The organism is Sphingobium aquiterrae (assembly GCF_037154135.1).
GTDB classification, from domain to species: domain Bacteria; phylum Pseudomonadota; class Alphaproteobacteria; order Sphingomonadales; family Sphingomonadaceae; genus Sphingobium; species Sphingobium aquiterrae.
This window is the reverse complement of record NZ_JBANFL010000002.1, coordinates 235,331-258,391: the sequence shown is the minus strand read 5'-3', so window position 1 is coordinate 258,391 and position 23,061 is coordinate 235,331. Positions and strand designations below refer to the sequence as shown.

The following is a 23,061-nucleotide window of genomic DNA, read 5'->3' as shown; positions in this document are numbered from 1 at the left end:
GCCGTTCAGGTGGAAAGGGAGTGGCAGGCGACAGTCGATCGACGCCATGATGCTCACGCACCGGCGAGCACCGTCGTCATGTTGTTGAGCAGCGGCGCATGGAAGGGCCAATGGCAGGCCCGCTTGGGCACGATGGTGGCCGGCTCTGGAGCGATGGCCAACCGGATGGAAACGGCGCCCGGCAAAACCGGTATCCGATGCCCCGGTAATCGCGGCACATCACATGGACTGGAATAGACGGTTCGATGCGATTGGAGGAGATCATGATCTGGAGCGATTCCCGGACGATCGGGATCGACCGTTGATCAAGACAAAGCGGTCGACCTAGCCATGGAGCGGTTGATCCGACACTGTCGGGCCGGAAGCCGCTCCAAGATCGATCGCCATTCAACCCATGCGAGCCTGCAAAGCGTTGAAACGAGTCATATGCCTTGTTTCACACTCTCCGCTGCGGTGCTCACATATTGGAAATGCGCTGCGCTCCGATGCCCGAAAATCAGCCTTCTCCGCTCCACCTGAACCGGATGTGGATCGCCTCTAGTTGATGCTATGGGCGCTGTTGCGGGCCGTCCGGATGATATGATCGAAGATTGCCGGGTGCAGGGGCCGCTCGAAGACGCAGCCTGCTTCATGATTTCGGGCCCACAGCACCGTCGCCCTGCGCCCTTCAAAGCCGGGCAGCATGATCCATAATTCCATGTCCTGCTCCAGCTTCACGAAGCTCTGCAGGCGGAAGCCGCTGAGGGAAAGATCGGCGATACGACTGGAGAACCAGGTTTCCCCGGCACGGCGCAACTTCACGCCGATCAGCACATCGTGACGGTCCAACTCCCGCCCCTTGCCGCTTTTACAGATCAGTCTTTCCGCGCCCATGTTTCGCTGCACCGCTCGTTCAACGGCCAAATCTAATGATAAATGCTAACGAACTGCTTAATCAAATCGGCATGGCCGCTGGCGCGCGGCCAGTCAGAGGGTGAATGAGCACAGGACGAACGGCCGCATGGGAAAAGCGCCGCCGGAGCATTTTCCAGCCAGACGTACTCATCTGACGGCTCGAAAAATGTGACACATCAGAAGCTTGGAGCAGTTGCTCCAATGCCATCGGATCGCAAACCGCTCCATTGAAGCCCTTGCCGCACGAGCCTGTCCCAACGGATGCAGATCCCGCCGTTCTACGCACTCAAACTGCGATGGCGCGTACTTCCTCACATGGGATGCCGCGACCTGAAATGTGATCCCGAGTCGTTTGGTGGGCGCATCCGGGGATGGGACGCATCTGGCGGGACGATGAACCAAGCCACCGCGCAGAAACATGAGTTCCGGTTTTCCGGGCAAACGAACAAGGCGCAGGGACGCAGGGCGAGCGCCCGATCAAGCGCGATGCATTCTCGCCATTTTCGTTCAGGTCGAGATGCTCGCGCACCGGAACACTGGCTACTCAACAATAGCGGGAGCACGGGGATAGAAACGAGTCACGCGCGCCGCTGCACCATTTCACAGGCGCGCATAGGCGCAGTGCCGGCGCCCTAGAAGGTGCCGTACTGTTCGTTACCGACGAAGCCCAGCTTCGTGGCGCCCGAGCGCTTGATCTCCGCCAGCACCTGATCGACCACCACATAGCGGGCCTGCGCATCGGGCTGGAACTGCAGTTCCGGTTCGACCGCCAGCTGCAGCGACTGGGCCAGATATTGGCGCAGGGTCAGCAGGTCGATCGGCGCACCGTTCCAGGCGATGGTGCCCGACGGATCGATCGTCACCTTGTTCTTCACCGGATCGACCACATCGGGGGTCGAAGGCGCATTTTGCGGCAGGTCGATCTTCACCGCATGGGTCTGAATGGGAATGGTGATGATGAACATGATGAGGAGCACGAGCATGACGTCGATCAACGGCGTCGTGTTCATGTCCATCATCGGCTCGCCATCGTCGCTGCCGGCACTCATGGCCATGATTTCAGCACTCCATATAACCCATCATATATAAATAAAGCCGGCCGCATGGCGCCCAATGGCACCATGCGGCCGGCCCTTTCGAAAATCAAACCTAGAAGGTGCCGTACTGTTCGTTACCGACGAAGCCCAGCTTCGTGGCGCCCGAACGCTTGATCTCCGCCAGCACCTGATCGACCACCACATAGCGGGCCTGCGCATCGGGCTGGAACTGCAGTTCCGGCTCCACCGGCAAGCGCAGCGACTGGGCCAGATATTGACGCAAGGTCAGCAGATCGATCGACGCTCCGTTCCAGGCAATGGTGCCCGACGGATCGATCGTCACCTTGTTCTTCACGGTATCGACCATTGGCGAGTCGGTCTGTTGGTTCTGCGGAAGGTCGATCTTCACCGCGTGGGTCTGGATCGGGATGGTAATGATGAACATGATGAGGAGCACAAGCATGACGTCGATCAACGGCGTCGTGTTCATGTCCATCATCGGCTCACCATCGTCGCTGCCGGCACTCATGGCCATGACTTTGGCACTCCTGATTATGGACCGGGCTGCCCGGTCATATTGTGTTCAAGGCAATCGGGGCGGCAGTTCCAACGAGGGTCGTACCCGCCGCCTCCAATATTGTTCCCGTTGCCTTTACAGGCGCTGGGTGGTCGAGCCCGGCTCAGGCTCGGAAATGAAGCCGACCTTCGGGAAACCCGCACGCTGCATGGTGTAGATCGTGCCGCCGATGCAACGCCAGGGCGTGTTGATATCACCCCGGATATGCACTTCAGGCAGATCTTCAACCGTCATATTCTCAACGCCGCCCGCTTTCTTCACATCGGCCTCAAGCTTGGCGACGGCGCGGTTGAGCAGGTCTTCGGAATTGACCTTGGTCAGGTTCCAGTAAACCGCGCAGCCGCCATCCGGAGAGGAAGTCACCGAGAGGGAGACGTTTTCGGGCTTGGTCGTGGTCGGCTCGAACGCCACCTTGGGAAGTTGAAGGTCGATCGTCTGGACGACCACCGGGATCGCGATGAGAAAGATGATGAGCAGCACCAGCATGACGTCGACGAGCGGCGTCGTGTTGATGTCGGACATCGGCTTTTCGTCACCGCCGTCGGAGCCAACGCTCATTGCCATAAATCAGTATCCTAACTTGTCTGTCACGACCGGCTTCTCTTGGGCCGGCCCCGGAATGTCCGGCCGGCGCTCCATTGGACGCCGGCCGGATGAACCCGGTTGGATCAGGCCTTGGTCGCCGCCGGGGTGGCAGGCTTTGCCGCCGGAGCGGGAGCAGCAGCCACGATCGTCGGCTTCACGGCGCCGTTCGACACCAGATAGCCCAGCAGGTCGGTCGAGAAGGCGGCAAGGCCCTCGGCGATCGACTTGTTGCGACGCTGCAGGAAGTTGTAGGCAAGCACGGCGGGAACGGCCACGGCCAGACCCAGCGCGGTCATGATCAGCGCTTCACCGACAGGGCCGGCGACCGCGTCGATCGAGGCCTGACCGGCAGCGCCGATCTTGATGAGCGCGCGGTAGATACCGATAACCGTACCGAACAGACCGATGAACGGCGAGGTCGCACCAACGGTCGCGAGGAAGGCCAGACCACCGCCCAGCTTCGAGTTGATCGCCGCTTCCGAGCGTGCGAGCGAGCCGTGCAGCCAGTCATGCGCTTCGACCGGATCGGTCAGCTTGCCATGCTGTTCCTGCGCGGAGATGCCGTCGTCGACCAGCTGCTTGTAGGCCGAGTTCTTCTCCAGCTTGGCCGAACCTTCCTTCAACGAAGGCGCGCGCCAGAAGGTCGCACGGATCTTCTTCGACTGGTTGATCACCTTCTGCTGTTCGATCAGCTTGGTGAACAGGATGAAGAAGGTGCCGACCGACATCGTGCAGAGGATGATGAACACGGTCCAGGCGATGACGCCGCCCTGCTGGAGCGCCTCAAGCAGGCCATAGGGGTTTGCCGCCTTGGGGGCAGCGGCGGCTGCGATCTCAATCAACATTTTTGTGACTTCCCTCTCAATGGATTCAATGAAGAGGGGGGCGGTAGCCAGGCCGTCCGCCCCCGATAAGCTCTATGATTACTGCGGCAGGCGCCAGGTCACGCGGCGGGTGCCGGTGGAGGCGATGGGGCTGCCGCCCTGGTCGAGCGCGGGCGAGAACCGACCGCGACGCATCATCAGACGACATGCCGTATCATCAAGGTCGGCGTTACCGCTCGACTGGGTGACACGACAATTTGTCACGCGCCCGCCGGCATCAATATCGAATGCCATGCCGGTGGTGCCCTGCGCTTCGGCACGGAGCGCCGATGCAGGATAGTCGTCAGACGAGAACCAGCGGGAAGCGTCGCCCCTGGGCCCTGCGGCCTTGCTGATCACAGGAGCAGCAGGCGGCGGTGGCGGCGGGGGTGCGGCGACCGGTGTGGGCACATACACCGGAGGCGGCGTACGCACGGTCTGGATCGGCGGAGCCGGCGACGGCGTCTGCACGATCGGCGGAGGAGCAACAACCGGTGGCGGCTCAATCTGCTTTTCGGGCGGCGGCGGCGGTGGCTCCTCGTCCGGTGGCGGTGGCTCTTCCTTCACGTCGACAACGTTCAGCTGTTCCGCCGCCTTTTTGACATATTTCATGCCAAGGCCGGTGACGAAAGCATAGCCGAGAACCGCGTGAATCAGGGCGACGATAATGATCGAGACTGTGCGACTCGACGATTGTGAGTGGTCAGCATAGGCCATTCAGCAACGACACTCCTTAACTCGGCTTCATAATTTGGTACGACCACTAGCAAACAGAAGCCAACAGGTGAGCGGGGGGAGTTCCCCGTTCATCTTTTGGCCCAGGTCCGCTTGTTTGCTATCGGGGCAATTCCTATCGCGGGCAATCGCGGGACGCAAACGCTTTATCGCTGGTAAACCCGACGTGCATAAAACAACCCTTATTTTCTTGCCTGTGGCATGATCGCCACGATCGTTATGGACAGAACGAACATGATGCAGACTTCCGCCATCACTTTTTTCAAAACCCTGTGTTCGACCTGCCTCATTTTTGCCGCGAACGCCCCGTTTTCCGGCGTTTCCGCCATCGCGGCGAGCAGCATGAGACCGGTAACAACACCCCTGTCCTATGCCGATCTGGCCGACTTTGCGACGGATGCTCCGTTGGTTGCAAAAGCGATTGTGACGGACGTCATTTTCCTCAAGCCGGAGCAGTCCCAGGGGGTCAAACCGGGCCATCGAAGGGCATATTTGAAGGCGCAGGTGACGAATCTGATTCGCGGCGAGGGGGGAATCACCCCCGAAATTTCCTACCTGTACGACGTCCCCCTGGATTCGCGGGGCAAGACGCCCAAGCTCAAGCGGCAGCAGATTTTGCTGTTCGCGCGCACGACCGGCCGCCCCGGCGAGGTTCAGCTGACCGCACCCGATGCACAGATCGGCTGGACGCCGGGGACGGAGGCGCAGGTGAAGGCGATCGCCGCGGAGGCGCTTGGCGCATCCCCTCCCCCGCGGATCACCGACATCGGCGATGCCTTCCATGTCGCGGGCACGATCGCGGGCGAGGGCGAGACGCAGATCTTCCTCAAGACCGACAATGGCCAGCCCGTGTCGCTCTCCATCGTCCGCCGCCCCGGCGCCGAAGCGCAATGGGCCGTGGCGCTTGGCGAAATCGTGGATGAGGCGGCGGCTACGCCAAAACCCAACAGTCTGCTGTGGTATCGGCTGGCCTGCGGCCTGCCCGCGGCCCTGCCCGCCCGGTCGGTGCGGACATTGGCCGTTGCCGATGCCGAGCAGGCCCGCGCGGACTATCAGCTGGTCCTCAAAGGCCTTGGCCCGTGCGGGCGCACGCGAACGGGGCCGGCCTGAGCCCGCGCCTCATCTCCTGGCGCCGGACGTCTGCGATCCGGCCTGTTCAATCGCCCCCTTGGAAAAGCCGGGGGGGGCGTCTATCAGCCGCAGCGACATAAAAGGGCGCAGGAGCTGACATGACTGATGTGCGGGCCAATGGTGCAGGGCCGCTGAGAATTGCGATCGTCGGGCTGGGAACGGTCGGCGGCGGCGTGATCCGGCTGCTCGAAACCAACGGCGCACTGATCAGCCGGCGTGCCGGCCGCCCGATCCAGGTGGTCGCCATATCGGCGCGCGACCGGACGAAGGACCGTGGCGTCGACCTGTCCCCCTATGAATGGGTGGACGACATGGCCAGCCTTGCCGGGCGCGACGATGTGGACGCCATTGTCGAGCTGATCGGCGGCGCGGACGGGCCGGCCCTGACCCTCGCCCGCCAGTGCCTTTCGGCGGGCAAGCCGTTCGTCACGGCCAACAAGGCGATGCTCGCGCATCACGGCATGGCGCTGGCGCAGATCGCCCAGGGGTCCGGTGTCGCGCTCAAATATGAAGCAGCGGTCGCCGGCGGCATCCCGGTAATCAAGGGGCTGCGCGAGGGCGCGGCCGCGAACGAGATCAGCCGGGTCTATGGCATCCTCAACGGCACCTGCAACTACATCCTCTCCACCATGGAGAAGGAGAAGCGCGGCTTCGAGGAGGTGCTGAAGGAGGCGCAAGACCTGGGCTATGCCGAGGCCGATCCGAGCTTCGACATCGACGGCATCGACGCCGCTCACAAGCTGTCGATCCTTTCCAGCCTGTCCTTCGGCACGCAGATCGATTTTCCCGCCGTCGCCGTGACCGGCATTCGCCATGTGATCGCCGCCGACATCGCGGAGGCCGCGGCGCTGGGCTATCGCGTGCGGCTGGTCGGCATGGCGGAGAATGGGCCGGACGGCCTGTTCCAGCGCGTGCATCCGATGCTGGTGCCGCTCGACCACCCGCTTGCCCATGTCGACGGCTCGCTGAACGCGGTGGTGGCGGAAGGCAATTATGTCGGCCGCCTGTTCTTCCAGGGGCGCGGCGCCGGCGCAGGCCCCACGGCCTCGGCCGTGGTCGCCGACCTGATCGACGTGGCGCGCGACGAATATGGCGATGCCTTCGCCATGGCGGTGGAAGCGCTTTCGCCCAAGAACCCGGCCGATGCCGGGCGGCGGACGGGCCGCACCTATCTGCGCTTCCGCGTGCAGGATCGCCCCGGCGTGCTGGCGGAAATCGCCGCGGCCACGCGCGATGCGGGCGTTTCGATCGAGAGCATGATCCAGCGCGGGGCCAATCAGGCCGATGGCGTGCTGGTGGCGATCGTCACCCATGCCGGCGAAGAGCGCTGCGTGGTCGAGACGCTGGCGCGCCTTGCCGGCTCCGACAGCCTGCTGGAAACGCCGATGGTGATGCACATCCTCGACTGACAGGCTGGCTCGACCGACAGGCCAACGCGACGGAGGTCCGTCGCGTCCCTTGCCCGTGGCGATAGCCTGTAGCATCACCGCGCCCAGGCCGAAAAGCCATGCACGGCTTGCGCGACGGGCCAATGAAGGTGCCGGCCTTCCCACCCTTGTCGTCGTTTCCACCCCTCGATCCCCGCCCCCGCAACGGTCGCCGTCGCAAACATATTGCGTCGCAGCGGAAAAATCCCTTTCGGAGCCTGCCCCGCCTCGACAAGCGGGGGGGGACCGCTTATCGCAAACGCAGTTTTAGTCAGTGAGGATTCCCTTATGGTGCAGCCGAGTTCGATCCTTGACCGTGTCCTGGTGCTGGAAATGGTCCGTGTGACCGAGGCTGCGGCCATCGCCGCATCGAAGCTGATCGGCCGGGGGGACGAAAAGGCGGCGGACGCAGCGGCGGTCGAAGCCATGCGCATCGCCTTCAACGATCTCTACATGGACGGCACCGTCGTGATCGGAGAAGGCGAGCGCGACGAGGCGCCGATGCTCTATATCGGCGAGAAGGTCGGCAACGCGATCGGCAAGGGCCCCAAGATCGACATCGCGCTCGATCCGCTGGAAGGCACCACCATCACCGCCAAGGCCGGGCCGAATGCGCTGGCCGTGCTCGCCATCTCCGAGGAAGGCGGCCTGCTGAACGCGCCGGACGTCTATATGGACAAGCTGGCCGTCGGCCCCGGCTATCCCGAGGGCATCATCGATCTCAACAAGTCGGTGCGGGACAATGTGGAAGCCGTCGCCAAGGCCAAGGGTGTCGAGCCGGGCGAACTCATCGTCTGCGTGCTGGATCGCCCGCGGCATGAAAAGCTGATCAGCGAGCTGCGCGCCATCGGCTGCGGCATCATGCTGATCCCGGACGGCGACGTGGCCGGCGTGATCGCGACCACCAATCCCGAAACCACCATCGACATCTACATGGGTTCGGGCGGCGCGCCGGAAGGCGTGCTGGCCTGCGCCGCGCTGCGCTGCGTCGGCGGCCAGTTCAAGGGCCGGCTGCTGTTCCGCAACGACGATGAAAAGGCCCGCGCCAAAAAGTGGGGCATCACCGATCTGGACAAGGTCTATGACCTCAAGGAACTGGCGATCGGCGACTGCATCTTCGCCGCGACGGGCGTGACCGACGGATCGCTGCTCGCCGGCGTCAAGCGCCTGCCCGGCGGCAAGATGACGACCGAAAGCGTCGTGATGCGCGCCAGCTCCGGCACGGTCCGCTGGGTCAAGGGCGAGCATCGCACCGAGAAATAAGAGTGCCGTCAGGGCAATGACGACAAGACCATGACAAAAAAGGGGGACGGTCGCTGGGTCGCCCCCTTTTTTTGCGTCCATTGCGGCGCAAGGGATTGGCCCGGTTGCGCCATGCCATATGCGGCGCCCGGCCCTGCCCCGGCTCTGCTTCTGCCATGGCCGGCGGTGACGAAATGTCGTTTCCGGCAACCATCGCGCTTTCCCCGCACGCCCGGCTGGCCTAACAGGCACAGTCATGTGGCAGCTTTATCAATTTCCGCTGTGCCCCTTTTCCCGCAAAGTCCGCCTGCTGCTGGGCGAAAAGGGGGTGGGCTATGATCTGGTGCGCGAATCGCCCTGGCTGATGCGGGACGAATTCCTCGACCTCAACCCCGCCGGGACGACCCCGGTGATGGTGGAGGAAGAGAAGGGCATCACCCTGATCGACAGCCAGGCGATCTGCGAATATTTCGAGGAAACGACCGAGCGGGTGCCGCTGATCGCGGGGACGGCCGCCGGCCGTGCCGAGGTCCGTCGCCTCATCGCCTGGTTCGACCAGATCTTCTATGGCGACGTCGTGGGGCCGTTGCTCAACGAACGGATGAAAAAACGGATCGTCCACCGCATGGCGCCCGACGCGGGCATCCTGCGCGAGGCGATGAAGCGCGCCAATACCCATATGGACTATATGGACTATCTGCTCGACCATCGCAGCTGGATGGCGGGCGGCACGCTGAGCCTGGCCGACATCACGGCGGCGGCGCATCTTTCCGTCGCCGATTATCTGGGCGGGGTCGACTGGACCGGGCATGAGACGGTGAAACGCTGGTATGCCGGCTTCAAATCGCGCCCGTCTTTCCGCCCGCTGCTGTCGGAGCGGATGGAAATCGTGGTGCCGCCGACCCATTATGAAAAGCCCGATTTCTGAGGGCAGACCCGCGGGCCATGCGGGCCGCCGACGGACGATGCTGCACGCAATGCTGCGCAAGGCAGGCCGGATTCTTGAAGGGGCCGACCCGGTGCCGTCGGGCCAGCCCCTTCTCCGCGGACCGGGGCGCTGTACCCCCGGCCCGCAATGCGGTTCAGCTCAGTGAAAACCGGTTCCCGCGCTGAGCCGGGAAGGCCCGGCCCGGCACCCTCAGTTGGTTTCGGCCGCGATGTAGACGCGGTTGCGGCCATGTTCCTTGGCAAGATAGAGCGCCCTGTCCGCAGCCTTCAGCGCCGCGCGCGGATCGTCATAGGCCAGGACATCGGCGACCCCGCCGGAGAAGGTGACGCGCTCCATCCGCTCGCCATTGGCGCGGTTGACCAGGCTGCGCGTCGAAAGATCCTCCCGCGCCGCATTCACCATCTCGCTGGCCTGCGCCGCCGTCTTGCCGCGAAAGAGCATGACGAACTCCTCGCCGCCATGGCGCGCGACATGGCATTTTTCGCCCGACACCTTCGACAGTAGGCTGCCCACGAACTTGAGCACCCGGTCGCCGGTGTCATGGCCATGGGTATCGTTGACCAGCTTGAAATGATCGATGTCGCAAAAGGCGACGCTCAGCGGCTCGCCGGTCGCCTGCACGGCCGCCACCTCCTCGGCCATGCGCGCTTCGAAGGCGCGGCGGTTGGGCAGGCCCGTCAGATGATCATGCTCGGCCGCGCGGCGGGCCGTTTCCAGGCTTTGCTGCAGCGTCTTGGTCTGCTTCTGGTTGTCGCGCATCTGCGCTTCCACCTGCCGGGTCTTCTCCACCATGGACCGGGTCAGCGCGACCAGCTTGGCCAGCACCGGCTGGGCCGCATGATTGCCGTCCAGGTCGCGGACCTGCTCCTGCAGGGCGGCGCCATAATCCTTGGCATGGCTGCGCGATTCGTCGATCAGGCTGGTGAACTCGCCCAGATTCGCCTCGACCTTGTCGAGCATTTCGGCCAGCGATTCCGCCGTCACCTCACCGGCATGCCGTTCCGCGACGATCTTTTCCACCCAGCCATTGGTGATCTTGCCACGCTGCAGCAGCACCGCCTGCACCGCCGCCTCGATCCGGTGATCGTTGCCGGTGATATAATCATGGGCAAAGCCGAAGTTCAGCGGCGTCAGGTCCAGATCATGCGCCATCATGAACGATCCGATTTCGTCATAACGCATGCGACGCCGGTCGACCTCCCGGCTGAAGGCGCCACGCGCATCCTGCGTCCGGGCGGAAGCGGTATCCTCGGCTGAACCGGCGCTGTTACGCAGACCGGCCCAGCGTGCGATGCGGTTGGTCAGCCCCATGGGCGTTTCCGCGATATGTCTCTGTGCGTCCATGCCCCAGAAAACGGCCTGGGCCGGGGCCGATTTAGGTTAGGATGAAAATAATCATCACGCCCGAAACGGTCAGATGTCGGCCAGGATCAGCCAGTCGTGGAAGATGCGCACCGGCCGGCTCTGCAAGGCCCTGGGACGACACACAAAATAGTAGCGATAGGGGCTTTCGACATGCTGGTCGAACAGCCGCACCAGCCGCGGATCGCGCGCTTCGGTCAGGTGGCTGGCATGCATCACGGCGACACCCAGTCCCTGCGCGGCGGCCTCCAGCATCAACGGCCCGGAATCATAATTGTCGATCGCCGCGGGCTCCAGATCGGGCAGGCCGACGGCGTCCTTCCACGCGTCGAAGCTGGCCGACATCTCCCGATGCACAAGGATGGTGTGGTTGGCGATCTTGGCCGGCTCGGTGATCGCTTCGGCCAGCTGGTGGTTGGCGATCAGATAGACTTCGTCCCGATCCAGTTCATGCGCGTAGAGATTGGGGTCGATATCCTTGCTCAGCACGATGGCGGCGTCCAGCCCCTCGCCCAGCCGCGCGACGGCATAGGGCGTCGTGTCGATATCCAGATGCAGCGTGGGATGCGCCTTGCGCAATTCGCCCAGGCGCGGGAACAGCCGCTGGCTGGCGAACAGCGGCAGCACGGCCAGCCGCAGCCGCATATGATTGGCATCGCCCCGGATATTCTCCAGCGCGCGGGACATGGCATCGAGCGCCGGCGCGATATCGTCCAGCAGGCGTTGCCCGTCGAAATTGATTTCCATCGCCTGGTGCTTGCGATCGAACAGCGCCTTGCCGATGAAGCGTTCCAGCGCCTGGACGCGGCGGCTGAGCGCGGGCGTGGACAGGGCCAGCTCCTCCGCAGCGGCCTTCACCGAGCCGAGTCGTGCGACTTGAACAAAGGCCTCCAGGGCCGTGAGGGGTGGCAACCGTCTCATTTACTTCTTATCCGGGCCAGTTGCTGCCGCATTGCACCAAAAGAAATGGCAGCCTGTGACCGTCCATGCCTCCGCATCCTTGGTCAGAGGAAGACAGAAATCCAATCGTTTCGCAAGATGCAAATTTTGCAACCTGCTTGAAACATTTCGCACTTGCGAAAGAAACCGCTGCAATGCACATAGGATACGCCTTTCAGGCATCCTCTCCTATAAACTTTCAAGGGCCGGTCATTTGATCGGCCCCTTTTTTGCGCCTGCGAAGGCGCACATATTTCCGTGGCGTGACTCATCATGTCTCCAACGGGCCATTTTACCCCCCTTCCCGCGCGCCCGACGGCTCCCTATCTGTGGCTTAGCGACGCATGGACGCGAGCAAAGGAGCGGGAATGGCGATGGCCGATCAGGAAGCGACCGGACGCAGGATTCAAGTGGCCAACGCACGGCCCGAGGATGCAGGACAGGGCCTTGCCCGGCTGTCGCTGAGCGCGATGGCCGAACTTGGCCTGACCGAAGGCGATGCCATCGAGATCGTCGGCAAGCGCGGCACGCCCGCGCGTGTCGTTCGTCCCTATAAGGAGGACGAAGGGCTCGAAGTGCTGCGCCTCGACGGTCTGCAGCGCGCCAATGCCGGCGTCGGCTCCGGCGATTTCGTGCAGATCCGCAAGATCGAGCCGCGCGCGGCCCAGCGCGTCGTCTTTGCCCCTGCCCAGCATAATCTGCGGCTTCAGGGCAATCCCGAAGCCCTGAAGCGCAGCTTCTTCCAGCGCCCGCTGACCGCCGGGGACGTGGTGGCGACCGCCGGCCAGCAGCAGGTGGATCGCGGCGACCTGCCCCCGCAGCTGCGCCAGATGCTGGCCGCCCCCGCCTATGCGCTGCAGGAAATCCGGCTGGTGGTCGTCGCCACCGTGCCCAAGGGCATCGTGGCCATCGACGCGGAGACCGAGGTCGAGCTGCGCCCCGAATATCAGGAACCGCGCGAATCGCGGCGCGCCGACGTCACCTATGACGATGTCGGCGGCATGGCCGAGACGATCGACCAGCTGCGCGAGATGGTGGAGCTGCCGCTGCGCTATCCCGAGCTGTTCCAGCGGCTGGGCGTCGATCCGCCGCGCGGCGTGTTGCTGCATGGCCCGCCGGGCACGGGCAAGACGCGGCTTGCCCGCGCGGTCGCCAATGAAAGCGATGCCGAATTCTTCCTGATCAACGGTCCGGAGATCATGGGCTCTGCCTATGGCGAGTCCGAAAAGCAGCTGCGCGAGATTTTCGAGGCGGCAACCAAGGCGGCGCCCTCCATCCTGTTCATCGACGAGATCGATTCGATCGCGCCGAAGCGCGGACAGGTGACGGGCGAGACGGAGAAGCGGCTGGTCGCCCAGCTGCTGACCCTGATGGACGGGCTGGAGCCCCGTACCAACCTTGTCGTCATCGCCGCGACCAACCGGCCCGAGGCGATCGACGAGGCGCTGCGTCGCCCCGGCCGGTTCGACCGGGAAATCGTGGTGGGCGTGCCGGACGAGCGCGGACGGCGCGAAATCCTGGGCATCCACACCCGCGGCATGCCGCTGGGCGACAAGGTGGACCTCTCCGAACTGGCGCGCACGACCTATGGCTTCGTGGGCGCGGACCTGGCCGCGCTGGCGCGGGAGGCGGCGATCGAGGCGGTGCGCCGCTTCATGCCGCGCCTCAACCTGGAGGAAGGCACGATCCCGCCGGAGGTGCTGGACGAACTGAGCGTGACGCGGGAGGATTTCCTCTCCGCCATCAAGCGCGTGCAGCCTTCGGCCATGCGCGAGGTGATGGTGCAGGCGCCCAATATCGGCTGGGACGATATTGGCGGGCTGGACGACGCACAGATGCGCCTGAAGGAGGGCGTGGAATTGCCGCTGAAGAACCCGGACGCCTTCCGGCGGCTGGGCATCCGCCCGGCCAAAGGCTTCCTGCTCTACGGCCCGCCCGGCACCGGCAAGACGCTGCTGGCAAAGGCCGTCGCGCGGGAGGCACAGGCGAACTTCATCGCGACCAAGTCCAGCGACCTGCTTTCCAAATGGTATGGCGAAAGCGAGCAGCAGATCGCCAAGCTGTTCAGCCGCGCGCGACAGGTGGCGCCCACCGTCATCTTCATCGACGAGCTGGACAGCCTGGTGCCCGCGCGCGGCAACGGCCTTGGCGAGCCGCAGGTGACGGAGCGGGTGGTGAACACCATCCTGGCCGAGATGGACGGGCTGGAAGAGCTGCAGTCCGTGGTGGTGATCGGCGCGACCAACCGGCCGACGCTGGTCGATCCGGCGCTGCTGCGGCCCGGCCGCTTCGACGAGCTGATCTATGTGCCGGTGCCCGACGAGGCCGGGCGGCGACGCATCCTTGGCATCCATACGGCCAAGATGCCGATCGCCGGGGATGTCGACCTCGACAGCCTTGCCGAACGCACGGAGCGGTTCACGGGCGCGGATCTGGAAGACCTCGTCCGCCGGGCGGGCCTGTTCGCGCTGCGCCAGTCGCTTTCGGTCGAGACGGTCGACGCCAGCCATTTCGAGGCGGCGCTGGCCGACACCCGCGCTTCCGTGACGCCGGAGATGGAGCGCGAATATGAGGCGATGCAGAACACGCTGAAGCAGAAGGCGATGCAGGTCGACCCGATCGGCTTCGTCACGCCGGGCATGTTGCCCGGCCGCAAGGAGAAGGATGGCTAAGCCCGATCGGCTCCAGGATCACGGTGCGATGAAAGACAGGAGCGGCGCCCGCCAGCATGGCCGGGCGCCGCTTTGCATGTGCGCCCGCTGCGGCGGATCGCGGCACAGTGAACCGGCACGCTGCTGGCGCGTTGATCATGACGCCGCTTGCAACTTTGCTGCAATTTTGCGACGGCCCCAAGACAACGATCGGACAGGACCAGAATGGCTGCTCATTCGATGACGAAGCCCCGCACATCGGGGGCGATTGCCCGCATGCTGAAGCCGGTAAAGACCTGGTCCACATTCTTCCGGGAATTCGCCAGGCACCCCGCGATGATCGGGTCGATCATCCCGTCCTCCCCCGCGCTGGTCGAGGCGATGCTGGCGCCGGTCCACTGGCAGGGCACCAGGCTGTTCGTGGAATATGGCCCGGGGCTGGGCACCTTCACCCGCCCGATCCTGGAGATGATGGGGCCGGACGCGATGCTGATCGCGATCGACACCAATGCCGGCTTCATCAAGCATCTGAACGGAGAGATTACAGACCGGCGGTTCCGCGCCGTCCATGGATCGGCCGCCGATGTGCGCAGCATCATCGCCGACCATGGTTTCCGCGAGGCCGACTATATCCTGTCCGGCCTGCCCTTCTCCACCCTGCCGGAGGGCGTGGACGAAGCGATCATGGCCGAAACGCGCCTTGCCCTGCGGCCCGGCGGCTCCTTCCTCGTCTACCAATATTCACGGCGGGTCAGCACCCTGCTGGAACGGCATTTCGGCCGGGTCGAGCGCGGCATCGAATGGCTCAACATCCCCCCCTGCCGCCTGTTCTGGGCCTATCGCGAGGATGCGCTGGCGCAGGCCGCCTGACGCGCGGTGAAGGCGCCAGATGTTGAGAGCATCGTGCGCAAAAGTGGGAACCGGTTTTGCGCAAAAACCGATGCGACAACAAAGAATGAGAGCGCGCGCCCCGCATCAAATGTAACGCAGCGCGCTCTAATCCTCGCGCCGGTAGCGGAAGTTCAGCCGGCGGGTGACGGTATAGTCCAGCACGCCCACCAGCAGATAGCTGATCCACCATTTGAGCAGCGTCAGCGGGCCGCGCCGTCGCCGCTGCACCTCCGGCGTGATCTGCCGGCTTTGCGCGATATGCCGGTCGACAAAGGCGGTCATGCGGCGCGCGAAGCCCGCATCCTCCACCCGCAGCATCACTTCCAGGTTGAGGAACAGGCTGCGCATGTCGAAATTGGCCGATCCGACATAGACGGCATCGTCGACCACGATCAGTTTCATGTGCAGCTTGCACGGCTGATATTCGAAGATGTCGACGCCGCGCTTGAGCAGCGGTCCGTAGAGCAGCCGCGCGGCGCTCACCGTGGCGCCATTGTCCGACTTGGCGGGCATCATCAGCCGCACGCCCCCGCCCGATCCCGGCACGCCGGATTCCTGCGCCCGCGCAGCGATGGCGCCGATGCGCTTCAGCATCCCCTGCCCCGGCGAGAAATAGGCTTCGATCATATCCAGCCGGCGGGCGCGCTCCAGATCATGCTTCACCACCTGCGCCCAGGGGCTGAGCAGCCGCGTCGGGCCGCCGATCAGCCAGCGGAACACGCCGTCGTCCACCTGCCGCGCGCCCGCCCGGCGCCAGTGCCGCACCATCGCGCGCAAGGTGCCGAAGCGCTGCTTGCGGGAGGAGACCCAGTGCCACAGCTGCCCGTACCAGCGCACCATCGGCGCCACCTGCGGCCCTTCGATCAGCAGGCCCAGATCGTCCCAGCAATCCTCCTCCGGCAGGCCGAAATAGGCGTCGCCCACGTTGAAGCCGCCGATCATCAGCCGCATGTCGTCCGCCAGCGCGATCTTCTGGTGATTGCGGATGAGGTAACGGGTGGACCGCCGCGCGCCGAACAGCCCGAAACGGCCGCCCGCGCCCACGAAGCTGTTGAAGAACCCCTCCTCCGCCCCGCTGCTGCCAAAGGCGTCGATCATCAAGGTCACGGTGACGCCGCGCCGCAGCGCCCGGATCATGCGCGCCAGCACCCGTCGGCCGCTGCGATCGCTTTCGAAGATATAGTAGAAGATCTTGAGGCTGTGCTGCGCGCCGTCGATCAGCGTAACGAGCGCGTCCAGCAATGCCGGCCCCTGCTCGATCACGCGCAGCCGGTTGCCCGCTATGGTGCAGACGATCTCCTCGTCGGCCTGCTCTCTCCGCTCGGCGCCTGCGTCGCTCATCAGCCTTCCATGCCGGGTTTCGATGTCGCTGGCCATAGGGGAGCGCGATGCCCGGCGCGGCCGCCCCATGAAAGGCGCGTTTTCATTGACTCTGGCGCATGGCGCTGCTAGGCAATCGGCCTTTCCAAGCCAAAATTCAGTTTCAGGAGCCCAGATGGCCCGCGTTACCGTCGAAGATTGCGTCGACAAGGTCACTAATCGTTTCGATCTTGTCCTGCTGGCCGCTCAGCGTGCGCGTGAGATTTCCGGTGGCGCCGAACTGACCGTCGATCGCGACCGCGACAAGAACCCGGTCGTCGCGCTGCGCGAAATCGCCGAAGAAACGGTGACGCCCGCCGAGCTTCATGATGCTGTCATCGGAACGCTGCAGAAGGTGCAGATCGACGACGACGACACGCCGGACGAAATCGGTTCCATTGCCCAGTCGGCAGAGGCGCTGCGCCTCACCGCCGCAGCGCCGCCGCGCAACCAGAATATCGGCGGAGACTATGACGGCTAAAAAAGCCGCATAGAAAAGTTAGAGGAGAGGGCAGGACAAGGCCCGGCGGTTCCCGCAAGAGGAATAGCCGGGCCTTTTCCATGTCTGGGCAATCACGTACTGGGAGACGAATATTATCACTGAGCGGTTATTAATGGGACTAATACCCGGCCTGTCCAAAGCGCAAGTGCGAATAATAGCGATACCCTACTATGTCGGACAGTTTGTGATGACGTGGGCTAAGCATGAACGAATGCTAGCCGACATGCTCGCGCGTATCCGGCAGGTTGATTATAGCAAGCTGCGTGATCAGTTGCTGGATAGCCAGATTTCAGACTATGCAGACGAAATCCGCAAGACGCTTAATGCTCTTGGCACGGACCATGCGGCTACACCATATCTTCATGAAGTGCTCAGTGCGCACATCCTACTTCATCAACTCCGCAACGATATAGTGCATGGCTTCTGGGAGGCAATTGGGCCCGACGAGGAATATATTTTGAAGCGCAAACCACGCAAAGGTAGCGACACTGCGCGTACGCTTACGCTCAACGAGCTTGAGGGCGCCTGGAAGCGGCTGGACCAACTCGGTATGGTAGTTATCAATGCGAGCCGCGCATTCGAAGGCAAAGAAATAATTTAGGCGTTATGATGAAACCATCACTTACCGTAACAAGTTCGGAACTATACCAATCAGAATATTTCAAGCCTCAGCTTTATCACAAATAGATTTGAACAAACCCTTACTACTTCGAATACCAGTTTTATATTGAATGACTACGATTAATTGTAAGCCATTCCTCTCAGCACATCCCAAAAGCATCGCGGCCCGCCTCTTTCAAGACAGGCCGCGGAAATATCAGTCAATAAAACCGCAAGCCCGCGATCACACCCCCAGCGGCGTGGGATCACCGAACGGCCCCTTGCGGCGGCGCGTCTTGGGGATAGCGGTGCCGGCGGCAGGCATGCTGGACGGCTTGATGGTCGTGCCGTCGTCGCGGGTGATCTCGCCCTTGTCGAGCAGGGTCTTGATCTCGTCGCCCGAGAGCGTCTCATATTCCAGCAGCGCGTTGGCGAGCAGGTGGAGCTGGTCCTCATGGCCGCGCAGCAGTGCGTTGGCGCGGGCATAGCCCTGATCCACGATGCCGCGGATTTCCTTGTCGATCAGCTTCGCGGTCTCATCCGACATATGGGTGCGCTGGCTCTGCGAATAGCCCAGGAAGGTCTCGCCCTGCTGCTCTTCATATTGCAGCGGCCCCAGCTTGTCCGACATGCCCCATTGCGTGACCATGTCGCGCGCGAGCTTGGTCGCGTACTGGATATCCCCCGATGCGCCGCTCGACACCTTGTCATAGCCGAAGATGATTTCCTCGGCGACGCGGCCACCCATGGAGACGGCCAGGTTCGCGTGCATCTTGTCGCGATGGTAGCTGTAGCTGTCCCGCTCCGGCAGGCGCATCACCATGCCCAGCGCGCGACCGCGCGGGATGATGGTGGCCTTGTGGATCGGGTCCGACGCAGGCTCATGGACCGCGACGATGGCATGGCCGGCCTCATGATAGGCGGTCATCTTCTTCTCGTCCTCGGTCATCACCATGGAGCGGCGTTCCGCGCCCATCATGACCTTGTCCTTCGCGGCCTCGAACTCATCCATGGCGACCAGGCGCTTGCCACGGCGGGCAGCGGTCAGCGCAGCCTCGTTGACGAGATTGGCGAGATCGGCGCCCGAGAAGCCCGGCGTTCCGCGCGCGATGGTGCGTGGGTTGACGTCCGGCGCCAGCGGCACCTTCTTCATGTGCACGGCCAAAATCTTCTCTCGGCCCTCGATGTCCGGGCGAGGCACCACGACCTGACGGTCGAAGCGGCCCGGACGCAGCAGCGCGGGATCGAGCACGTCGGGGCGGTTGGTCGCCGCGACGATGATGATGCCTTCATTGGCCTCGAAACCGTCCATCTCGACCAGCAGCTGGTTCAGCGTCTGCTCGCGCTCATCATTGCCATTGCCCAGGCCGGCACCACGATGGCGGCCGACCGCGTCGATCTCGTCGATGAAGACGATGCAGGGCGCGTTCTTCTTCGCCTGCTCGAACATGTCGCGGACACGGGACGCGCCGACACCGACGAACATCTCGACAAAGTCGGACCCCGAAATGGTGAAGAAGGGCACGCCCGCCTCACCCGCAATGGCGCGGGCGAGCAGCGTCTTGCCGGTGCCGGGCGAACCGACCAGCAACGCGCCCTTAGGGATCTTGCCGCCCAGACGCGCGAATTTGGTGGGGTCCTTCAGGAACTCGACGATCTCCTCCAGCTCCTCGCGCGCCTCGTCGATGCCCGCGACATCCTGAAAGGTGACGCGGCCATGCTTTTCGGTCAGCAGCTTCGCCTTGGACTTGCCAAAGCCCATGGCGCCCGAGCCGCCGCCCTTCTGCATCTGGCGCAGCACGAAGAAGGCGATACCCAGGATCAGCAGGAAGGGCAGCGATTGATAGAGCAGAATCTGCCAAAAGGCCGGCGTGTCCTCCGGCTTGCCGCTATATTTGACATTATAGTCGTCCAGCAGGGTCGTGAGGCCCGGATCGCTGACCGGCACCGTCTGGAAGCGCGAATCATTGGCGAGCGTGCCGCTGATCCTGTCTGGCGCGACGGTCACTTCCTTGACCTGCCCGTCCTGCACTTTCTGCCGGAAATCGGAATAGGCGATGGGCGCCCCCACGCTCGACGCGGATGGCCGGTCAAAGAGGGAGACGAACAGCAGCAGCGCGATAATCACGCCTGCCCAGATCATCGCGCTCTTCATCCAGGGGTTGCCCTGCGGTTCCTTATCGTCGTTCATGCCTGCTCACTTTCGCCACCCAAGATAGGGCGCGACGGCCAAATGGCAATATCGACCCGGCCGCCCTGTTGCATCCATTTAGCCCGGAAGAGGTTGCCGGGGGGTGAATGATGGCCTTTTCACGCCCGGCGCGGCGGCGCGCGGCGCAGGCGCCAGCGATGGCCGCCCGCAAGCAGCCAATCCCCCAGGCTCGCCTGACCGCCCGCCTCGGCCTGCGCCAGCGCATGATCCAGCGCGTCGCCACGCGGCGGGAACGCGACGGGATCGGCGGCGGCGAGTAGATGGAGCAGGACGCGGCGGCGCAATTCGCGCGGCAGGGCAGCCATATCCGGCACGGCAAGCGTCCATTCTTCTCCCGCCTGCGCGATGGCGCGCCCGGCAATGTCCGCCGCCATCCAGGCGAGCGCTGCCTCCGCCTCCGCCAGCGCGGCGGCACTGCGCGCGGCGGCCAGCGGATCGAGCCAGTCCGCCGCCGCCAGCCGCGCACGCAAGGCGGCACGAACGAATCGCGGATCGGCATTGCTGGGGTCGAGGACGAAGGGCATGTCCGCCGCCTCCGCCACCGCGCGCAATTCTGCGCGGCGCCAGCCCAGCAGCGGCCGCAGCACATGACCCGACCGCGCCCGCACCCCGGCAAGGCCACCCACGCCCGATCCCCGGTTGAGCCGCATCAGCAGGGTTTCCAGCTGGTCGTCGGCATGATGCGCCGTCATCAGCCAGTCCAGCCCCTGTGCGTCGCGCCATTGCTGCAGCAACGCATAGCGCGCAGTGCGAGCGGCCGACTGGAGATTGCCGGTGATCGGCACGGGCGGATGCAGGGTCGCGTGCGCAATGCCATGGGTGGCGCACCAGCGCGCCACCATCGCCGCTTCGTCGGCGGAGTCGGGACGCAGGCCATGGTCGACGGTCGCCGCCGCCACCCGGCCTGGAAAGGCGCCGGCGGCCAGCAGCAACAGCGCCATGCTGTCCGGCCCGCCGGAAACCGCGATGCCGAAGCGCGCGGTGGAGGCATTGTCGATCAGCCGGGCGACATCGTTCAGGAAACGATCGGCGGCGTCAGGCGCCGCATTTGGCACGAACCCTGCCCTTTTCCATCATCGTGCGCAGATTGGCCGCAAGGCCCGCGCCATAGACCTGGTCCAGCTCCGCATAGACCTTGCACGCATCGGCCGGCTTCTTGAGCTGGATCAGCGCCTCGCCCAGCCAGGCAAGGCTGTCGGCTGCGCGATCGCCCTTGGGCCGCTTGGAATAATTTTCATAGAATTCGACCGAGGCGAGCGCCGGCTTGCCATCGTCCAGATAGGCGCGACCGAGCAGGTTCTGCGAGCGGCTGCCGACGGAGGTCGATCCGAACTTGGCCACCGCGGCCTTCAGCTGCACCTGCGCCTCGGGGTAGAATTTCGCGCCCCACAGGCGATAGCCATAGCTATAGGCGTCCGCCGCATCGTCCCCGGTGGACGGCCGCTCGATCGCCGCCACGGCAGTCTTGCGCGCGTCGCTGGCGGCGGGACTTGCAGCGGGCGTGACAGCCGCCGCCGGCCTGCCGCCCGCAGGCCGGGGCGTGGCGCCGGCGGCGGGCGTCGACAGGGTCGGCACGGCGGCAGGCGGCGCGACGTCGGGGGTCAGCTTCGCGTCCGTCTCCGCCTTGTATTTCGCAAAGGCATCCTCAAGCTGCTTCAGCTTGTAGCTGTTCTGCTCGGTCTGGCCGGTGAGCGTCGCCAGCTGCTGCTCCAGCGCATCGACGCGCGAGATCAGGTCGGACACCGGCGAAGAGGAGGGCGCGCCCGGCACGCTCGTCACCGGCGCGCGGGTGATCTCCGCCTCCACCGGGGTGCCGGCGGGGAAGACCTTGCGCTGCACGGCGCGCAGTTCCTTTTCGATGCGGTCGACACGGGTTTCGATCGGCGCGTTCTGGGCATGGGCCGCCGGCGCCAGCGCCATCAGCGCGGAGGCCATCAGCGCGGACGGGGCGATTGCGGACAGGATCGCGTTACGCATGGACTCTTCCCATTCTTCTCAAAGTCGGATTCACCATAAGCGATCAGGCCATGGCGTAAAGCCGGGGATGATCGCTGATGATCGCTGATGATCGCTACAGCGCGTTCATCATGACGCTGTGCAGAACACAGCTGAACAGGGCATGGCCGGAAAGATCAGCCCTGCGGATCGGCAGGCGCGGCGTCGCCCGCCGGCCCCTGCCCGGTCGCACCGGCCGTTGCGGGCGGCGAGGATGCCGGCGGCGCGGCGGCGGGGCGCGCGGCACCGGTGGTCGGGCGCGGCGTGGGCGTGGACGCGGCGGGAGCCGTCGCGGGAACTGCCGTTCCCGCAGAGGCCGGTGCGGCACGGGCCAGCAGCGCGGCGGCGCTGATCGGCATGTCCGCAATCGTCCGTTCCGGCGGGCCCAGCGGCGGCACGGGCCGGCCGCCGACCGTCACCGCCAGCGCATCCGGGCGCCCGGTCAGGATCATCGGATTGTCGGCATTGGCCGGCACGGTGAAGCTTTCCCCCTTGGCCATTTCCTTTTCCAGCAGGCGCTCGCCCGTCTGGTCGTAGATGCGCAGCCACACGGCATCCAGCGCGGTCAGGACGACCGGGCCTTCGGTGGGCGCGGGCCGGGCCGCGGCGCCATTGGCGGTATGCGCCGGGGCGACGGACGCCTGGCGGGCCGCTGCGATCTGCTCGTCGGACGGCGGCGTGAAGACCTGCGTGCGCCATATGCCATAGGCGACCGCCAGAACCAGCGCGATGGCAAAGGCCGTCCAGGCAATGTAGCGCGGCGGCACGCGCGCGGGGTCCGCCGGTTCGAAGGCCTGGTAGCGGCCGGCCTGCATGTCGGTGCCGCCCAGCGCCTCCCGCACGCCGGCGGCGATCGCCACTTCGTCACTGCCGATGGCCCGCGCATAGGCCCGCGCGAAGCCGACCGCATAGGGCAGGCCCGGAAGCCCGGCGAAATCATTGCGCTCGATCATCTCCAGCTGGCGCACCGGCACGCGGGTCCGCGTCGCCACTTCCTGCAGCGAAAGCCCCTGCGCTTCGCGCGCGCGACGCAGCATATCGCCGGGCTGATCGATGTTCAGCATGCCCTGTTCCATCCCGGCCCCGTCGGATTCCTGCATGACGACCCAT

Annotated in this window: 22 protein-coding genes; 8 read left to right on the top strand and 14 right to left on the bottom strand. The window is 64.6% G+C overall.

Annotated features, from left to right (window positions below):
* Nucleotides 1-537: 537 nt before the first annotated feature.
* From WFP78_RS03450 to WFP78_RS03420, 7 genes are all read right to left on the bottom strand, one after another.
* Nucleotides 538-873, bottom strand: coding sequence for a PilZ domain-containing protein (locus WFP78_RS03450; protein WP_336958658.1), 336 nt, complete (start codon nucleotides 871-873; stop codon nucleotides 538-540).
* A gap of 653 nt (nucleotides 874-1,526) precedes the next feature.
* Nucleotides 1,527-1,949 carry an ExbD/TolR family protein gene (locus WFP78_RS03445; RefSeq protein ID WP_336958656.1) on the bottom strand — a complete coding sequence of 141 codons (423 nt, stop codon included), beginning with the start codon at nucleotides 1,947-1,949 and terminating at the stop codon, nucleotides 1,527-1,529.
* Nucleotides 1,950-2,043: 94 nt separating this feature from the next.
* A complete protein-coding gene (locus WFP78_RS03440) occupies nucleotides 2,044-2,466 on the bottom strand; it encodes an ExbD/TolR family protein (RefSeq protein ID WP_336958654.1) in 423 nt (140 codons plus the stop codon).
* A 117-nt stretch (nucleotides 2,467-2,583) separates the two neighbouring features.
* The gene (locus tag WFP78_RS03435; RefSeq protein ID WP_336958652.1) at nucleotides 2,584-3,072 is read right to left on the bottom strand and encodes an ExbD/TolR family protein; all 489 of its coding nucleotides are present in this window, start codon (nucleotides 3,070-3,072) and stop codon (nucleotides 2,584-2,586) included.
* A 104-nt stretch (nucleotides 3,073-3,176) separates the two neighbouring features.
* Nucleotides 3,177-3,938 (bottom strand): MotA/TolQ/ExbB proton channel family protein, encoded by a 762-nt coding sequence (locus WFP78_RS03430; RefSeq protein ID WP_336958650.1) that lies wholly within the window; start codon nucleotides 3,936-3,938, stop codon nucleotides 3,177-3,179.
* A gap of 78 nt (nucleotides 3,939-4,016) precedes the next feature.
* Nucleotides 4,017-4,673 carry an energy transducer TonB gene (locus WFP78_RS03425; RefSeq protein WP_336958649.1) on the bottom strand — a complete coding sequence of 219 codons (657 nt, stop codon included), beginning with the start codon at nucleotides 4,671-4,673 and terminating at the stop codon, nucleotides 4,017-4,019.
* A gap of 200 nt (nucleotides 4,674-4,873) precedes the next feature.
* Nucleotides 4,874-5,035, bottom strand: coding sequence for a hypothetical protein (locus WFP78_RS03420; protein ID WP_336958647.1), 162 nt, complete (start codon nucleotides 5,033-5,035; stop codon nucleotides 4,874-4,876).
* On the opposite strand from WFP78_RS03420, the gene WFP78_RS03415 reads away from it, so the two are divergent.
* The 4 genes from WFP78_RS03415 to WFP78_RS03400 all read left to right on the top strand — a co-directional run bounded on the left by WFP78_RS03415 (nucleotide 5,034) and on the right by WFP78_RS03400 (nucleotide 9,419).
* Nucleotides 5,034-5,801: a hypothetical protein gene (locus WFP78_RS03415; RefSeq protein ID WP_336958645.1), complete on the top strand. Its 768-nt coding sequence runs from the start codon at nucleotides 5,034-5,036 to the stop codon at nucleotides 5,799-5,801. The two genes, WFP78_RS03420 and WFP78_RS03415, sit on opposite strands and share 2 nt — an antisense overlap.
* Nucleotides 5,802-5,920: 119 nt before the next feature.
* Nucleotides 5,921-7,231, top strand: coding sequence for a homoserine dehydrogenase (locus WFP78_RS03410; RefSeq protein WP_336958643.1), 1,311 nt, complete (start codon nucleotides 5,921-5,923; stop codon nucleotides 7,229-7,231).
* Between the two features lie 306 nt (nucleotides 7,232-7,537).
* Nucleotides 7,538-8,512, top strand: coding sequence for a class II fructose-bisphosphatase (gene glpX, locus WFP78_RS03405; protein ID WP_336958642.1), 975 nt, complete (start codon nucleotides 7,538-7,540; stop codon nucleotides 8,510-8,512).
* 235 nt (nucleotides 8,513-8,747) lie between these two features.
* Nucleotides 8,748-9,419, top strand: a complete 672-nt coding sequence (locus WFP78_RS03400; protein ID WP_336958640.1) for a glutathione S-transferase family protein — start codon at nucleotides 8,748-8,750, stop codon at nucleotides 9,417-9,419.
* A 210-nt stretch (nucleotides 9,420-9,629) separates the two neighbouring features.
* On the opposite strand, the gene WFP78_RS03395 is transcribed toward WFP78_RS03400, so the two are convergent.
* Nucleotides 9,630-10,784: a GGDEF domain-containing protein gene (locus WFP78_RS03395; RefSeq protein WP_336958638.1), complete on the bottom strand. Its 1,155-nt coding sequence runs from the start codon at nucleotides 10,782-10,784 to the stop codon at nucleotides 9,630-9,632.
* A 69-nt stretch (nucleotides 10,785-10,853) separates the two neighbouring features.
* Nucleotides 10,854-11,723: a LysR substrate-binding domain-containing protein gene (locus WFP78_RS03390; protein WP_336958636.1), complete on the bottom strand. Its 870-nt coding sequence runs from the start codon at nucleotides 11,721-11,723 to the stop codon at nucleotides 10,854-10,856.
* 392 nt (nucleotides 11,724-12,115) lie between these two features.
* On the opposite strand from WFP78_RS03390, the gene WFP78_RS03385 reads away from it, so the two are divergent.
* Nucleotides 12,116-14,413 (top strand): CDC48 family AAA ATPase, encoded by a 2,298-nt coding sequence (locus WFP78_RS03385; RefSeq protein WP_336958915.1) that lies wholly within the window; start codon nucleotides 12,116-12,118, stop codon nucleotides 14,411-14,413.
* A 219-nt stretch (nucleotides 14,414-14,632) separates the two neighbouring features.
* The gene (locus WFP78_RS03380) at nucleotides 14,633-15,262 is read left to right on the top strand and encodes a class I SAM-dependent methyltransferase (RefSeq protein ID WP_336958634.1); all 630 of its coding nucleotides are present in this window, start codon (nucleotides 14,633-14,635) and stop codon (nucleotides 15,260-15,262) included.
* Nucleotides 15,263-15,388: 126 nt separating this feature from the next.
* On the opposite strand, the gene WFP78_RS03375 is transcribed toward WFP78_RS03380, so the two are convergent.
* Nucleotides 15,389-16,624, bottom strand: coding sequence for a phospholipase D-like domain-containing protein (locus WFP78_RS03375; RefSeq protein ID WP_336958632.1), 1,236 nt, complete (start codon nucleotides 16,622-16,624; stop codon nucleotides 15,389-15,391).
* Nucleotides 16,625-16,778: 154 nt separating this feature from the next.
* Here WFP78_RS03375 and rpoZ point away from each other — a divergent pair, with 154 nt between their 5' ends.
* Complete coding sequence (gene rpoZ, locus WFP78_RS03370; protein ID WP_336958912.1) at nucleotides 16,779-17,123, top strand: DNA-directed RNA polymerase subunit omega; 345 nt, start codon at nucleotides 16,779-16,781, stop codon at nucleotides 17,121-17,123.
* Between the two features lie 244 nt (nucleotides 17,124-17,367).
* Complete coding sequence (locus tag WFP78_RS03365; protein WP_336958630.1) at nucleotides 17,368-17,745, top strand: hypothetical protein; 378 nt, start codon at nucleotides 17,368-17,370, stop codon at nucleotides 17,743-17,745.
* Nucleotides 17,746-17,988: 243 nt separating this feature from the next.
* Here WFP78_RS03365 and ftsH read toward each other — a convergent pair whose 3' ends face one another.
* The 4 genes from ftsH to WFP78_RS03345 form a co-directional block, all read right to left on the bottom strand.
* Nucleotides 17,989-19,935 carry an ATP-dependent zinc metalloprotease FtsH gene (ftsH, locus tag WFP78_RS03360; RefSeq protein WP_336958628.1) on the bottom strand — a complete coding sequence of 649 codons (1,947 nt, stop codon included), beginning with the start codon at nucleotides 19,933-19,935 and terminating at the stop codon, nucleotides 17,989-17,991.
* A 119-nt stretch (nucleotides 19,936-20,054) separates the two neighbouring features.
* The gene (gene tilS, locus WFP78_RS03355; protein WP_419722903.1) at nucleotides 20,055-21,011 is read right to left on the bottom strand and encodes a tRNA lysidine(34) synthetase TilS; all 957 of its coding nucleotides are present in this window, start codon (nucleotides 21,009-21,011) and stop codon (nucleotides 20,055-20,057) included.
* Nucleotides 20,992-21,933, bottom strand: coding sequence for a tetratricopeptide repeat protein (locus WFP78_RS03350; RefSeq protein WP_336958626.1), 942 nt, complete (start codon nucleotides 21,931-21,933; stop codon nucleotides 20,992-20,994). Before WFP78_RS03350 ends, tilS begins: the two co-directional genes overlap by 20 nt.
* 155 nt (nucleotides 21,934-22,088) lie before the next feature.
* Nucleotides 22,089-23,015 (bottom strand): helix-turn-helix domain-containing protein, encoded by a 927-nt coding sequence (locus WFP78_RS03345; protein WP_336958624.1) that lies wholly within the window; start codon nucleotides 23,013-23,015, stop codon nucleotides 22,089-22,091.
* Between the last annotated feature and the right edge of the window lie 46 nt (nucleotides 23,016-23,061).